The 14,450-nt window shown below is 37.8% G+C and carries 17 protein-coding genes; 11 read left to right on the forward strand and 6 right to left on the reverse strand.

Annotated features, from left to right (window positions below; translation table 11 throughout):
- From LVD16_RS09010 to LVD16_RS09020, 3 genes are all read left to right on the forward strand, one after another.
- Positions 1-846: a helix-turn-helix domain-containing protein gene (locus LVD16_RS09010; RefSeq protein WP_233773602.1), complete on the forward strand. Its 846-nt coding sequence runs from the start codon at positions 1-3 to the stop codon at positions 844-846.
- Positions 847-913: 67 nt separating this feature from the next.
- On the forward strand, positions 914-1,309 hold the full coding sequence (locus LVD16_RS09015) for a hypothetical protein (RefSeq protein ID WP_233773603.1): 396 nt from the start codon (positions 914-916) through the stop codon (positions 1,307-1,309).
- A 149-nt stretch (positions 1,310-1,458) separates the two neighbouring features.
- The gene (locus LVD16_RS09020) at positions 1,459-2,220 is read left to right on the forward strand and encodes a transporter (RefSeq protein WP_233773604.1); all 762 of its coding nucleotides are present in this window, start codon (positions 1,459-1,461) and stop codon (positions 2,218-2,220) included.
- Here LVD16_RS09020 and LVD16_RS09025 read toward each other — a convergent pair whose 3' ends face one another.
- The 6 genes from LVD16_RS09025 to LVD16_RS09050 form a co-directional block, all read right to left on the reverse strand.
- Positions 2,221-2,835, reverse strand: a complete 615-nt coding sequence (locus LVD16_RS09025) for a chemotaxis protein CheB (protein ID WP_233773605.1) — start codon at positions 2,833-2,835, stop codon at positions 2,221-2,223. It abuts the gene before it with no gap.
- Between the two features lie 128 nt (positions 2,836-2,963).
- Complete coding sequence (locus LVD16_RS09030; protein ID WP_233773606.1) at positions 2,964-3,533, reverse strand: T9SS type A sorting domain-containing protein; 570 nt, start codon at positions 3,531-3,533, stop codon at positions 2,964-2,966.
- Positions 3,534-3,902: 369 nt separating this feature from the next.
- The gene (locus LVD16_RS09035; protein WP_233773607.1) at positions 3,903-4,337 is read right to left on the reverse strand and encodes a MarR family winged helix-turn-helix transcriptional regulator; all 435 of its coding nucleotides are present in this window, start codon (positions 4,335-4,337) and stop codon (positions 3,903-3,905) included.
- Positions 4,337-4,813 carry a glutathione peroxidase gene (locus LVD16_RS09040; RefSeq protein ID WP_306309389.1) on the reverse strand — a complete coding sequence of 159 codons (477 nt, stop codon included), beginning with the start codon at positions 4,811-4,813 and terminating at the stop codon, positions 4,337-4,339. Before LVD16_RS09040 ends, LVD16_RS09035 begins: the two co-directional genes overlap by 1 nt.
- Before the next feature lie 92 nt (positions 4,814-4,905).
- On the reverse strand, positions 4,906-5,091 hold the full coding sequence (locus LVD16_RS09045; RefSeq protein ID WP_233773608.1) for a hypothetical protein: 186 nt from the start codon (positions 5,089-5,091) through the stop codon (positions 4,906-4,908).
- A 70-nt stretch (positions 5,092-5,161) separates the two neighbouring features.
- The gene (locus LVD16_RS09050) at positions 5,162-5,530 is read right to left on the reverse strand and encodes a hypothetical protein (RefSeq protein WP_233773609.1); all 369 of its coding nucleotides are present in this window, start codon (positions 5,528-5,530) and stop codon (positions 5,162-5,164) included.
- Positions 5,531-5,585: 55 nt separating this feature from the next.
- On the opposite strand from LVD16_RS09050, the gene LVD16_RS09055 reads away from it, so the two are divergent.
- The 8 genes from LVD16_RS09055 (at position 5,586) to darB (ending at position 14,410) form a co-directional block, all read left to right on the forward strand.
- Entirely contained in the window at positions 5,586-6,014 is a 429-nt protein-coding gene (locus LVD16_RS09055) for a DUF3052 domain-containing protein (protein WP_233773610.1), read from the forward strand.
- 70 nt (positions 6,015-6,084) lie between these two features.
- Positions 6,085-7,080, forward strand: a complete 996-nt coding sequence (locus LVD16_RS09060; protein WP_233773611.1) for a hypothetical protein — start codon at positions 6,085-6,087, stop codon at positions 7,078-7,080.
- On the forward strand, positions 7,077-9,401 hold the full coding sequence (locus tag LVD16_RS09065) for a tetratricopeptide repeat protein (protein ID WP_233773612.1): 2,325 nt from the start codon (positions 7,077-7,079) through the stop codon (positions 9,399-9,401). The genes LVD16_RS09060 and LVD16_RS09065 overlap by 4 nt, the downstream gene beginning before the upstream one ends.
- A 98-nt stretch (positions 9,402-9,499) precedes the next feature.
- The gene (locus LVD16_RS09070) at positions 9,500-9,868 is read left to right on the forward strand and encodes a DoxX family protein (RefSeq protein ID WP_233773613.1); all 369 of its coding nucleotides are present in this window, start codon (positions 9,500-9,502) and stop codon (positions 9,866-9,868) included.
- Positions 9,869-10,034: 166 nt separating this feature from the next.
- Positions 10,035-10,496, forward strand: coding sequence for a hypothetical protein (locus LVD16_RS09075; protein WP_233773614.1), 462 nt, complete (start codon positions 10,035-10,037; stop codon positions 10,494-10,496).
- Between the two features lie 17 nt (positions 10,497-10,513).
- The gene (locus LVD16_RS09080; protein ID WP_233773615.1) at positions 10,514-11,422 is read left to right on the forward strand and encodes a hypothetical protein; all 909 of its coding nucleotides are present in this window, start codon (positions 10,514-10,516) and stop codon (positions 11,420-11,422) included.
- 6 nt (positions 11,423-11,428) lie between these two features.
- Entirely contained in the window at positions 11,429-13,123 is a 1,695-nt protein-coding gene (locus tag LVD16_RS09085) for an NAD(P)/FAD-dependent oxidoreductase (RefSeq protein ID WP_233773616.1), read from the forward strand.
- A gap of 141 nt (positions 13,124-13,264) precedes the next feature.
- Positions 13,265-14,410, forward strand: a complete 1,146-nt coding sequence (gene darB / locus LVD16_RS09090; RefSeq protein WP_233773617.1) for a dialkylresorcinol biosynthesis protein DarB — start codon at positions 13,265-13,267, stop codon at positions 14,408-14,410.
- Positions 14,411-14,450 lie beyond the last annotated feature (40 nt).

The following is a 14,450-nucleotide window of genomic DNA, read 5'->3' on the forward strand; positions in this document are numbered from 1 at the left end:
ATGATCTTATCACGAAAAATATGGCCATATAAAGGTATTCCTCTTGTCGAGCGAGTTTCTATTCGCTTGCCATATCGTTATGAGACAGTATTTGAGGAGGAGGGGTGCTTTGTTTTTGTGAAGGATCTTGGGTCAACCGTCTTTTCAATTGATGGTACGGCCAATGTGTCGGCAAATGAAGCGATGCTTCTTAAGTGTGGAACCTATTTTGTTGACTGGGTGAAGGAAACTTCTTTGACAGAGGTGGAGGTGATTGCGGTACATTTAAATTCAACTGTGGTTCAGGAGTTATATCATGATGGGATTCCAGATGTGAGGGGTGAGCAATCTGATCTTCAGCAGGTTAAGAGGATATTGCCAAATGAAGTGCTTTATAAATTCATTGAGAGCCTGGAGTTCTATTTTGATCATCCGGAACTCATCAATGATGAAATTTTGAAACTGAAAATAAAGGAACTTGTCTTGCTTTTAATTCAGTTTGGTGGTGGTATTTCAGTGCAACAATTACTATCAGATCTGCTGTCGCCAGTTGAAATATCCTTGAAGAAGATTATCAAAGCGCATTTATATTCTAACCTGACTATCGAAGAATTGGCTAAGCTTTCGGGGATGAGTCTTTCAGGGTTTAAACGGAAATTTCAAACAGTTTTTGGGACTTCACCCAATCAATATTTAAAAGAGCAGCGCATAAAGAAAGCCTGTGAGTTGTTAAGAAACTCTTCCAGAAATATTACTGAGATTGCCTTCGAGGTAGGGTATAACGACCCTTCATATTTTACAAGGATCTTCAAAAAAGTCACCGGTACCACACCAATGGCTTATAAACTTTCTTTAGCCATGAGCTGATTGTCCTATAATCAGAGCTAAATGTCCGGAAGTTGAATTTATTAAACACTGATTTTTGAAATAAAAAATGAAAAAGTCAGTAAAAGTCATCAGCCTATTTTTGGGTGTATCTATGTTTATGTTTGGTGTCCTTAAATTTATTGATCCTTTCAAAAGCTGGTACACCGTGCAGGTGCAAAGCAGTGAATTGCCATTCCCTAGCTATTGGGCAGGTCAGCTGGGAGAGATCTTTTCTGGGATACTTTTTTTGCTGCTGGTAACAAGGTTTCATTCCTTACCGGCAAAAGCATTTAAAATCTTGTTTTTGATGGATAATCTCTTGGTAATCATTATGATGGTGGTAGCATTTTACGTGCATCTACACCCTAATGTGCCTCAGGATGTCTTGCCTTTAAAGTTCAGGCCACCGGTTATTCCAGCGGTATTTTTAATATTGGCAGTTATCAATCTTGTATTGAATTGAAGGCCAGCTCATGAGCCGTCCATAAAATGATTGAAGCTATAAGGTTGTTTCAATAGGGAATAATTTGGCATGCGAAGTTTTACTTATCGATGTTATCGCTAAACTTTCTATCACAAATCTTCTTATTATAGCAATCTTTAAAATTTGCTATGAATAAATTTCTACTCTTAACCATTACTGTTCTATCCTCTTTTCAGTTATCTATGGCTCAGGATGCCATTTTCACCGACAGGCCTAACACCACCGATGCGGCTCAGCTACTTGAACCAGGGGTTTTTCAGGCTGAGCTGGGATATGCTCGGATGAAGGATGGGGATTACTCTAAAACAGATGTTCCGAACGTGAATTTGAAATACGGAATATTGCCATGGTTAGAGATGAGGGTACAGACAAATTATAGCAGGACCCAGCTCAGTGTAGATGGAATAGATACGGTGGACTATGATGTGAATGGCCTAACTCCAATCACCCTAGCTCCGAAAATAAAGCTGATCGAGCAAAATTTCGCCATCCCGGCTATCACCTTGACTCCACTCTTAACTCCAGGTCATATTGGGGCTGAAGGCTTTCAAAATGACCACTTTAATTACGGTTTTAGGTTTCTTTTTGAGAATGTACTAAATGATAAGTTTACCTGGGGTCACGGTTTTGGTGCTGATTGGGACGATTCAAGGGAAACCACCTGGGCATATTCATCAGCCCTTTCTATGTCAATTACAGACAAGCTTGGCTCGTTTGCTGAAATCTACGGTTACTTCGCCAATGATTATCCTTCACAGCACGTTTTTGATGCGGGCTTAACCTACACGGCTACCTCAGATCTCCAATTTGATATAGCCGGAGGTATACCGCTCAACGAAAATGCACCAGACTATACTTTTACTATTGGGGTGAGCTATAGGGCTAATTAACTATTTCGGAAAGTCTGATTGAGCGGTAGTTCTTAAATCTCTGTTCTGGGCGTTTTCCACTAGGTATTTAATTAGGGAAAACATCTCATCTACCCTCATTACAAAGTCAGGATGGTCTCTTTTAATAGTGGTCATGGGCATGTCTTCGTAATGAGCCGTTGCAGGATCTTGCACTATCACCACGCCATTGTATTCTTCTATGTCTTTGCAGCCTTTACTGCCATCGTCTCCTGTGCCGGAGAGTATAATTCCTACAGTTCTGTCACCTGCTTCTTGAGCTAAAGCAGAAAATGTAGCGTCAATGGTATGGTTGATTTTTTCATCATCTTTTCGCTCAACTAATTTAAAGTGCCCGTCAGAAAGTTCAGCATAATGAGATGGAGGGCATACAAATACCTTATTGCCAGATATTTCCATATTCTCTTTAATGGCTAATATGGGTAGCCCGGTATACTTTTTAAGTATCTGAGGTAATAGACTTTTATGGCTTCTTAGGGCGTGCTGAATGATAATATAACAAATGTTTTCATCCGGCTCTACCGTTTTCATGAAGCTTTGTACTGTGTCTAATCCACCCGCCGAGGCTCCAATAGCCACAATGTAAGGGTTGCTCATTATGCAAGAAAGATTGATGCTTAACTTTATAACACAATCTACAATAGTAAGTTTGGTTTTTGGAAATAAAAAAAGCTCAAGCCGGTCGACGTGGCTTGAGCTTTAGTGGTAAACTAAATTGCAGTTATTTATAATTTGAAGTTTTTAACCTCTCCATCTATGATCACTTCCATTTCATAATCATGATTTGGAGTAAGTTGATCAAGGTTGTAAACCTCGCTATATCCGTTCTCAATCTTCTTCATATCAGAGTAGATCTCATAACCATTTTGGAAAATTCTTACTTTGGCTACTGATTTATCAGAGATGATTGTTAATTGGTATTTTTTATCTACTGGTCTTAAGCTAATGAAGTTTATTGATGAAGATCCAGTGGTGGTGTTGCCATGCTGAATAGTTTCAGTAGTGGTGCCATTGTGATCTGTAACCTTAAGCGTATAATTACCAGCAGGTAATTCACTTAAGTTATAAGGACGTTTAAATGATCCGTTAGCTTTGATTGATTCTGAGAATACAATTTTACCAGCCGGAGAAATGATTTCTACAGATACTTTTTTAGCATCTTCACCTCTATAATAAAGAGTATATACATCATTGTCAGAAGACATTTTCACATTAACAGTGGTTTTGTCTAGTTCAGTAGCGAATGCTGAGCTCGAAACTATTAGGAGTGCAGCGATTAATTTCATTGATTTCATTATAACCATTAAATTTTTTGCGGTCGTGTGAAATTTTATTTCGATGCAAATCTCCGAAAGATTATTTTTCTGGCATTTATGGAATATTCAACTGTTTATTAAGTGTCTGTAACCAGAAAGCTGCATTTTATGATGTTTATTATCATTCAATTAAATGTATTAAAAGAAGATTTTTAAGGCTGAAATAGGGAATACTGATTGAGTTTGTTTACACAAATTTCTATAGAGATATTGGTTGGTTTTGCCAAATATGTCATGGTAAACATGGTGAAATGCCAAATTCAAAATTCCTTAACATTGGCGTAACATTGGGTAACCACTTTTAACCTAAAAATTAAATTATTATAATTAAGCTGTGAAAAGCTTCCATTATTGATTGTCCAGCTGTTTCAGAATCTTCCACATCATATCCTTAAGATGAAGTAATTCATCCACTGACATATTCATGTTCTTGGCCAATTCATAAGGAATACATTCGGCACTTTCTCTTAGCGCTTCACCACTACTTGTTAGTGTTATAAAAACGGTTCTTTCATCTTCATTAGATCTGTTTTTTGTTATGAGTCCTTTAGCTATAAGTTTGGAAATCAGAGGTGTAAGAGTATTGGTGTTTAAAAATATTCTCTTGCCTATTTCAGTGACCTTCTGCTCCCCATGCTCCCAAAGTACCATCATTACAAGATACTGTGGGTACGTCAGCCCGATCTTATCTAACAATGGCTGATAGAGCCTGGTGATAAGTCGAGATGACGCATAGATGGGGAAACAGATCTGCTCACTGAGCTTTAAAATGCTGCCCTCCATTATTTTAGTATGGCTTTAATATCCCCTTCTATCTTTTCAGGTTTGGTAGTGGGAGCGTATCGTTTAAATGGTTTCCCATCAGGAGTAATTAAGAACTTGGTGAAATTCCATTTGATCTTCTTGCCGAAAGTTCCTCCTAAATTATCCTTTAGATATTTGAACACAGGGTGAGTGTCCTTCCCATTAACATCCACTTTTTTGGTTAGCTGAAAAGTTACTCCATGATTGATTTTGCAACTTTCTTCCATCTGATCATTACTAAGAGGTTCTTGCCCCATAAATTGATTGCAAGGAAACCCTAGCACTACTAGTCCTTTAGCTTGATAATCCTGATGTAACTTTTCCAGTCCTTCAAACTGCGGAGTAAGGCCACATTGGGTGGCGGTATTTACAACTAATACCGCTTTGTCTTTGAAATCACCCATAGAAATTTCTTTTCCTTGTGGGGTCTCAGCTTTTAAATCGTAAAATTCCATATTTATATCTGTTATGATTATATCGTGTGCGATATAAATTTAATAATTATCTTATGAAAGAGAAGCCTTTCGTAAGAATCTTTGCTAATAATCTAATTCTTTTCGTCTTCAAAGTCGGATTCATCATCTCTCTTTTCTACTAATTCAATTTTAATATTTTCTTTTTCAGGTCTTCGGAAAACAGGAACTATGGCACCGTTAATGCCTAACCCAGCAGAGGCCAATATGATGATAATAGCTAGCCCCAGAAGCCTGAGTAGCTTTTTAGTTTTTTGCATAGCATAGTTTTTAAGGGCGGAGGCGCCCAGTAGATGATGGAATGAAAAGATGAGGGGTTAACCCAAAAGATTAGGAAAGATCTACTTCCTTGTTACTCTGAGGGGTGGTTTTTGGCCTACCATGCATAAAGATAGTGTCGTAAGAAGGTTTAGCTTCAGAGAATAGTCTTAGTTGAGTGGCTACTTTATCTTGATAAATTGAAAGAACAATATTATAATCGGGATCACTTTTTCCTAAATTGTACGCAAGGTTTCTGTATATAAGGTAGCTAGAAGTTGTATTATCATAATTTTTAATACTTAGCTCAATATTGGAAGCAGTGGCTGAGGTATTATAAGTGATCGTCTCAAGATGAACTCCAAAGCACATTACACTTACTAAAAGTAATATAAGATGATAATTTAATGCTCTGTTTCGGTTCTTCGGCAGCCTGCTCATATTTAAAGATAAGAAGAAATCTGAAGCAACTTTATTTCAATGTCATTCGTTTGTGATGAAAAACTTAAAGCTAGATCCTATGGCGGGTTATTCTGGAACACCTTTGGCGAAAAAGCTTGGAATTAAATCTGGCCATTTTCTAAGATTACTCAATCAGCCAGCTTATTATCATGAGCTTTTTAATGACTTTCCTGATAACGTCAATTTTGAAGAATTAAATGGAAGGGCAGATATAATCCATTTTTTCACTCAGAATGCATATGAGCTAATGGAACAACTACCTTTGCTAAAAGGTGAAATCAAACAAAATGGTATGATTTGGGTGAGTTGGCCTAAGAAGGCTTCTAAAGTGCCTACTGATGTTACTGAGGATGTAATTAGAGATTTAGCTTTAAAAATTGGTTTGGTAGATGTTAAAGTTTGTGCGGTGGATGATGTTTGGTCTGGACTTAAATTGGTCATTCCCTTAAAAGATAGAAAATGAGCGATATTTTGTTTAGAAATAGATTTTCAATCATACTTTTTCACTAATTATGCTCTCTAATCTTTGAGTTTTGAAGCATATTATTATCATTTGTTTGCTGATCTGTTGTTTTTCCTGCTCCAACCCCAAACCAGAAGTATCCTTCTATCATTGGAAAGCTAAAGCAGAATATTCTGAGCCTATTAAGACTACGCTTAGGTCTTTGGAGGCCAATGATATATATCTACACTATTTCGATGTAGATGATGTGAAGGATCCGTCTTATCAAAATGATGGTTTGTATCCTGTTTATGTTCTGCGGCAGGTGGATAGTGCTTATAGAGATTATAATATCATTCCAGTGATTTTCATTGCCAATGAAGCATTGAAAAAGGCTTCAATAGATCAGTTGGCTGATCGGATACATGCACTAACAGATCAAATCAGTGGGTATCATTTTGGAAAAATCCTTACAGATATTCAAATTGATTGTGATTGGACACAGACTACAGCTAATGCTTATTTTGATTTACTGAAAAAGCTCGAGGCTTACTATAGGGTGAGTGTCACCATTAGATTGCATCAGATTAAATATAAAGATAAAACCGGCATACCGCCTGTGTATGAGGGTGTTCTGATGCTTTATAATATGGGTAAGCTCAACGATGAGAAGGCAAACTCAATTCTTAGTACTAATATCATTTCTAGTTACATTAATAAAGAGAGTGATTACCCTCTCACGCTCAAGGTGGCCCTTCCGTTGTTTTCTCAGACAGTGATTATTAATAAGAATGGAGAAGTGAAACTCATTAATCATGTGAATGAAAGTACGTTTGCTGAAAGTTCTACATATTTTGATCGGGTAAATGATCATCTTTTCGAGGTGAAAAAAGACACACTATTTCATGGCTTCTACCTTACTAATGGTTATAAGATAAAGCTTGAAAAGGCATCGCCGAATGATATTGCTAAAGCCTATCATTTAATCACGCAAAGTAAAATAAAAACAGACGGCATTATTTTTTATCACCTGGATGATGCTATTTTTAGACACACTAATCCTACTGAAATCTTAGACCAGCTATGAAGAGGTTTTTAACTGTTGCTTTTTGTTTTATTGGAGTCACCGCCTTTAGCTGCGGATGGTATCCTACTGATGATCTTTATTTCTTCTATAACCTGTTCAATCAGCAGAATATTTCTTCGAAAGCATATTACCCTTTCCTTCGGGAAGATGCTAACACCTTTTATCAAACCGAATGGGGGCAGGAGTTTCATGAGGGCAATGTGCAGTTATGGCAACAGCTTTTGCCTGGCTGGAAAGAAGCTAATGTAAGAAAGGCTCTTCACGCTGATACGGATGAGTTTAACAAGCTTTGGATAAATCATCAATCTGATTTAGAGCAGCAGGTGAAGGAGTATATGCTCTTTGCCAGAAAGTGCAGTCAGACTTTCGCTTATAGGAAAAGAGAATCATGGGATTACCAGGAAATTTTAAAAGAAAATACCTCTGATACCGAGGTGCTTACCGATGAAGGTAGTCAACTTTTTGCAAAAGCGGAGAATAGTCAATTAAAATTACGCTATGCTTATCAGCTTATTCGGGCTTATCACTACAGCTCTCGTTATCAAGAGGCCGTTGATTTTTATAATGCTCAAATAGCGGGAAAATATGATAAGAATGAGATCTTTTACTATTTGCAGGATCAGTTGGCAGGCTGCTATTATTCTTTAGGTGATTTTGAAAAAGCTGCTTATCTATTTCTGGAAGTATTCAATAACAGCCTTGATAGAAAAACCTCAGCTTATTTAAGCTATAGATTTTGTGTAAACAAAGGTGCTGATGGTCGTTCACTGTTCACCTCAACTGCTGATGAAGCAGGCTTTATCACTATCAATAGTGTGAGTGGCGTGAAAGATAATTTTCAGGCGTTGGAAGAATTATATCAGGTATCTCCGAATGATAAGCAGGTAGAGCTTGTGTTCATGCGTGCGCTGAACAATCTGGAAAGACAAATTTGGCCCACAAGAGTAGGAGTGAAATCTGAAACCTTACCTACAATCGGGGAGGAGCGAGGTAAGCTTAATCAGCTTTATGATTTTGCTGATAAAATGGCTGGTGATAAGAAAATAGATAATAAGAGTTTTTGGCTTATGGCATCTTCTTACCTGGCATTTTGTAAAAATGATATGAGCTTGGCTAACAGCCTGTTGGATAAAGTGAAAGGCTCAGATTTCTCTGATCAAAAATCCATTTTGACTAAAGTTTATACGGTTTTTTCATGGCAGGAAATGAATGCTAAACATGAGGAATACCTGTCTGGATTTTTGTCAGACATCATAACCGCAGAAGGAATTGACGACTGGCAAAATATGGAGCCTTCCTGGAAATATCTCATTATGGATCAGGTAGCCCACCTTTATTATAAAGAGGATAAGCTGGCCAAATCATTTCTTATGCATAATAAGGTTCAGCATATAATTAGGGTATCATCTTTACCTGTAATTAATGACTTGATCGCCTTCACTTCAAAGGCTGATAAAAACAGTTTTGAAAAGCTTTTGGCTAAGAGAACGGAAGGTATAGAAGGTGGTTATGCAGCGGTTGATTATCTGAAATACATAAAAGGTATGTTTTATTTGAGAAATGGACAATCTACAGATGCATACAAATGGCTGAAAGATTCTCCTTTGAATAACGGAGGTAATTCCATTTCAGAGTTAGTTTCTTCTAAAATTTTCAGTAATAATATCACTGAATGCTTTAGCTGCTCTGACGCTATCATGGAAGATTCCGTTTTCCTGGCCTCGCCTTATGCTTTTATAAAAAGCACCTTCAATAAAGCAGAACTAGCAGATTATCTCATTCAGTTAGAAGATATGGCTGCTAATAATTCTGCTCAGTGGAAACGTAAGCTGGCCAATTATCTATTGGGTAACTATTACTTTAATGTTTCTAATACAGGGTATTACCGCGGCGTGCTCATAGGCGGATCAAACTGCTGTGACTATGAATTTATACTTCGTAGTTATGATGATAAAGTAAGAGCCAGTGAGATAATCAATAAAAAGAAAGGCTATAACCTACTTGATTTAGATGGGCATTACGATACTTATTACGGGTTGTCTAAAAAATCATACATGCATTATGAGAATGTTTTAGCGCAATCTACTGATAAAGAGCTGAATGCAAGGTGCTTGTATATGATGGCGAAATGCGAACTCAATGTGATGTACAATGAATACGAAATGCCAGGCTTCGGCGGATATAATGGAGATATAACAGCGGATATTTTAAAGTATAAAAAGAGCTTTGAGCGCCTAAAAAAGGAATATAGTGATGCACAGTTTTATCAGGATATAATTGAAGAGTGCAGTTTTTTCAGGTATTATACCTCTAACTATTAAGTTTTAAAGGGGTGTCGTTATCATCCCTTCATATTGGCATTTTTACACCGGCTTTAATCTGAAATTTGTAACTACTTTCGTTAAAAATTTAATCAACTATGAAACAGAAAACTGCTAAAATCATCTTTTGGGTTACGACTACACTAATATTCTTATTCGAAGGGGTAGTTCCTGCCCTTACCTCTCAAACTGAAATGGCTAAAGAAGGTATCAGTCATTTAGGGTATCCACTATACTTTGGAAATGCGCTCATTGTCTTTAAAGTATTGGGAGCATTGGCTCTTATCATTCCGGCTGTACCGAAGCGGGTGAAAGAGTGGGCTTATGCTGGTTTTGCCTTTGATTTCATCTTTGCCTGTATTAGTCATTGGGCAGTTGATGGCTTTAGTTTCGAAGCTATATTTCCTTTGATCGTACTGGCCATATTAATGACTTCTTATTACACTTATCATAAGATCACAGCTTAACTGTTGCTATTCCTACACAATTTTTTATCAAAAATTCCATGTTGTGAGGATAGAATCAGGTGATGAAGGTGAATATTACTATTTTTAAGCTCAGTTTTTAATTTATCGGCAGGTTGGTAGCAAAATTGCATAGGTCTACCTGTAGTTAAATCATAAATAAAAGAAAATGAAATTTGTATTAAGTATACTATTCACCTCAATCCTTTTTGCAACAGAATATAGAAATGCCGTATATCCAGCTTTAAACAGTGGCTCTTTAGATAAAGTAGAATCTGTTATAGCTTCATTAAAGGGTAGCGGTGCTGAGATAGATGCCTATAAAGGAACCTTACTCATGAAGAAAGCTGATCTGGTAAAAGGACCAGCCAAGAAGCTAGACTTATTTAAAGAAGGACATGAATTACTTGAAAATGCCATAGCTGCAGACTCAGATAACCCTGAGTTTAGATTTTTAAGGTTATCTATACAGGAACATGCGCCGAAAATATTAAATTATAATGATGAAATAGAGGCTGATAAGGCAGTTATTGTCAAAAGTTACTCAAGCCTGGATTCTGATCTTAAGAAATGGGTGAAGGATTATGTTTCACATTCTACTGTGCTAAAAGCTGAAGATTTAATAGATTAGGGGGAATTTTTATCCCTATGAAGAAAATCTTGGCGATCAGCTACAGCCAATCTGGCCAGCTAGACGAAATTTTAGATAACTTTTTAAAACCTTTTTCGAGTTTTGATATAGACAGAGTGAAGGTGAAGCCTGTTAATGACTTTCCCTTTCCCTGGACATCTCCGGTGTTCTTTGATGCTATGCCGGAAACCGTATTAGAAGAACCACGTGAGCTAGCTCCCTACGAGCTGGCTCATGATCGTTATGATCTGGTCATACTTGGTTATCAACCCTGGTATTTATCTCCATCACAACCTGCGGCCGCCTTGCTACAGGATCCTAAGTTTAGAAATGTTCTGAAAGATACACCAGTAGCCACGGTTATTGGCGCTCGAAACATGTGGTTGAAATCTCAGGAGAGTATTGTGAGGGAGGTGGAGTCAGCGGGAGGATTTTTGGTAGCTAATGTGCCATTGATTGATCGCGTGCAAAACCATGTGAGTGCCTTCACGATCTTACATTGGATGCTTACCGGTCAAAAGACTAAAAAATGGGGGTTTTTGCCAGTTCCTGGTGTTAGCCACGAAGATATAGTAACCGCAGATAAATATGCTGAGCCTTTAGCCGCAGCGTTACCAACCGCCAATTTTAAAGGAGTGCAGAAGCAAATCCTGGATAAAGGTGGTATCAATGTTTTTGCCTCAATTATGTTGGTAGAGTCCAGAGGTAAAATGCTGTTTAAAGTATGGGCTAATCTAATTAAGAAAAAAAGTACCACTCCTGAGATTCGCGCTAAGTGGGTCAATCGCTTCAAGTGGTATTTAGTAACGGCCCTTTTTGTTATTTCGCCTCCAATACTTATAATATACACTTTGCTGCGACCAATTATGTTTATGAAAATTCGAAAAAATAAGCAGCATTATTTATATCTTGGAATCGAAAATTAATTGACCATGCCTGATTTTGATGTAATAATTCTAGGAGGTGGTATGGCCGGTCTTACACTGGCTATGCAGCTGAAAAAAAATGAGCCCGAATTAAACATTGCGCTGTTGGAAAGGAGAGGAAAAGCAGCTCCTGATGCAGCACATAAAGTAGGGGAGTCTACCGTAGAGCTGGGTACTTATTATTTAAGAGAGGTACTTGGATTAAAAGATTATTTAGAAGAAAATCACCTGCATAAGCACGGTCTTAGGTTCTTCCTATCACCGCAGCTAAAAGGTAAAGACATTGATAAAAGAGTGGAATATGGCGCACGGAACGAGCTGTTTGTGCCTAGCCACCAGATAGATAGAGGTACTTTTGAAAACGACCTCTTACAAATGATATCAGACCTGGGCGTTCATGTTTACATGGGTGCCGGTGTGAAGGAGGCAGAGTTGAAGGAAGATGATGTTCACACCGTGTCATTTCTGCATGATGGTGAAACTATTACAAAAACGGCCTCATGGGTAGTAGATGCTACTGGTAGAGCTAGTTTCCTCAAAAGAAAGCAAGGCTTGTCTAAAGACATCGAGCATAACATTAACTCTGTTTGGTTTAGAGTACCTGGAGAAGTGGATGTTGCTGACTGGTCTGATAATGAAGAATGGGTGAAGTTTATAAATCCAGGCCTCAGAAGGTTAGGTACCGTCCATTTAATGGGTAAAGGGTATTGGGTGTGGCTTATTCCATTATCTTCCGGAAATACCAGTGTAGGTATAGTGGCCGACCCTCGTTTTCATGATTTTTCTAGTATTAATACGCTAGATAAAGCTTATCAGTGGCTGGAGGCTAACGAACCACAGTGCGCAGAAAGACTGGCCGAGAAGAAAGATGTAGTGCTAGACTTTAAAGTGCTGAAGAAATATTCTTATGACTGCGAGGCATTTTACTCTGTAGATAACTGGGCTGTAGTGGGCGAAGCAGGAGCGTTCCTTGATCCCTTCTATTCACCGGGCACTGACTTCATTTCAATGAGTAATTCCTGGGTGGCTGATCTTATTATCAGAAGCCATAAAGGTGAAGATACCTATACACGTACGATCGTCTATGATAAGGTGCATGCCCAGCTTTTCAAAAACTGGATACCTATCTATTTAAACAAATACGAACTGTATGATAACACTCAGGTAATGACTGTTAAAATAACCTGGGATTTTGCCGTTTACTGGGCCATACCATCTTTAATGTTCACAAACAAGGCATTCATCAATATGGATGTTCTGAAAGAGCTATTCACAACCAAAAATAGCTTTGGCGAGCGTTTCGGCAAACTCAATAAAAACGTGCAGGATTTCTATCTTGACTGGGGTAGAATGGAAAATATAGAAGTAAGTGAGGCTTACATAGATCCTATGTACGTGTCATTTATGAAAGATCTACAGAAAGGTATTGAAACAGTACATTCTTCTGATGAGCTACTGGTTAAGAAGCTTGAAGAAAACCTGGCCTTGCTCGAGAAAACAGCTGCTGAATTATTCCGCGTGGTAAGTCATAAACTGCTTGGTACACCAGAAGATATGTCGGTAAATCCTTACACTATGTCATTGCAGCTTGGAGCAGAGCAGTTACTGGAGCAAAGTAAGGAGGCTGACGCCCTTGCTGTAGATGAGCAAATCAGCATGGCGGTATCACCCCTATGGATGTATGAAATGGCAGGCATGTAAAATCTGCTGTTTTCATATTAACCTCTGAGTTTGAATTGATTTACTCTAAACGAAAAGATTATTTTTTAGTCTAACTTTTGAAAAAAAAAGATAGTTTTACGATTACATTTTATTGGTTAAATTCCCCTAAATATTTTTTTAATGATAAAAGATGTTTTTATAAACAGAGCCTCAGCATTTCTTCCTAATGACCCGGTATCTAATGACGAACTGGAAGAGTACTTAGGTTATATTAATAATAAACCATCAAGATCTAAACAGATCATTTTAAGAAGGAACGGTATCAAGAATAGATATTACGCTATTACCAAAGACGGTAAAGCTACACATACTAATGCGGAGATGGTGGCGAATGCAGTAAAGGGTCTTTTTAAGGATAATCCTGCAGAACTAGCAGAGGTAGATTTATTAAGCTGCGGTACTTCAAGTCCAGATCAGCTTATGCCTTCTCATGCCGTGCAGGTACATGGCTGTCTTCCTGAAACTCAAAATATTGAAGTAGTTTCTCCATCAGGAGTTTGCTGCTCTGGGATGCATGCCTTAAAATATGCTTTCATGTCTCTTAAACTTGGAGATAAGAAGAAAGCAGTAACTTCTGGTTCTGAGAGATTGGCCATTACCATGACATCAGATAACTATGAAGATGAAGTGCAGAAATTAGCTGAGCTTGAAGAAAATCCATATATCGGTTTTGAAAAGGACTTTTTAAGATGGATGCTTTCAGATGGTGCAGGAGCATTTTTATTAGAAACAGAGAAGAATTCAGAGGGAATTTCTTTAAGAATAGACTGGATGGAAGCTTGTTCTTTCGCCCATAAATTAGAGCCATGCATGTACATGGGGGGTGAAAGAGATGAGAATGGCGTATTCCAATCTTACAAAGACTATGAGCCAAATGATTTGGTGAGCAAGTCTTTAATGAGTATTAAACAAGATGTGAAGTTATTGGGTGACAACATCGTGCCTTTGGGTAACGAGTTGCTTTTATCTTCATTGAAAAAACATAACGTAAACATTGAGGATGTAGATTATTTCCTTCCTCACATGTCTAGCTACTTCTTTAAGCAGCAAATAGCTGATATTTTGGCTGCTGACGGATTACATATTCCGGAAGAGAAGTGGTTTACAAACTTAGCTACCAAAGGTAATGTGGGCTCTGGCTCTATTTATCTAATGGTAGAAGAATTATTCAACAGCGGCCAGCTGAAAGTAGGAGACAGATTATTGTTAATGGTGCCAGAAAGCTCCAGATTCTCTTATGTATATGCTTGGATGACAGTAGTTTAATTCAGAAATTGTGAGATGTCAGCTAAGCTTAATTATAAGA

Source organism: Fulvivirga ligni (assembly GCF_021389935.1).
GTDB classification, from domain to species: domain Bacteria; phylum Bacteroidota; class Bacteroidia; order Cytophagales; family Cyclobacteriaceae; genus Fulvivirga; species Fulvivirga ligni.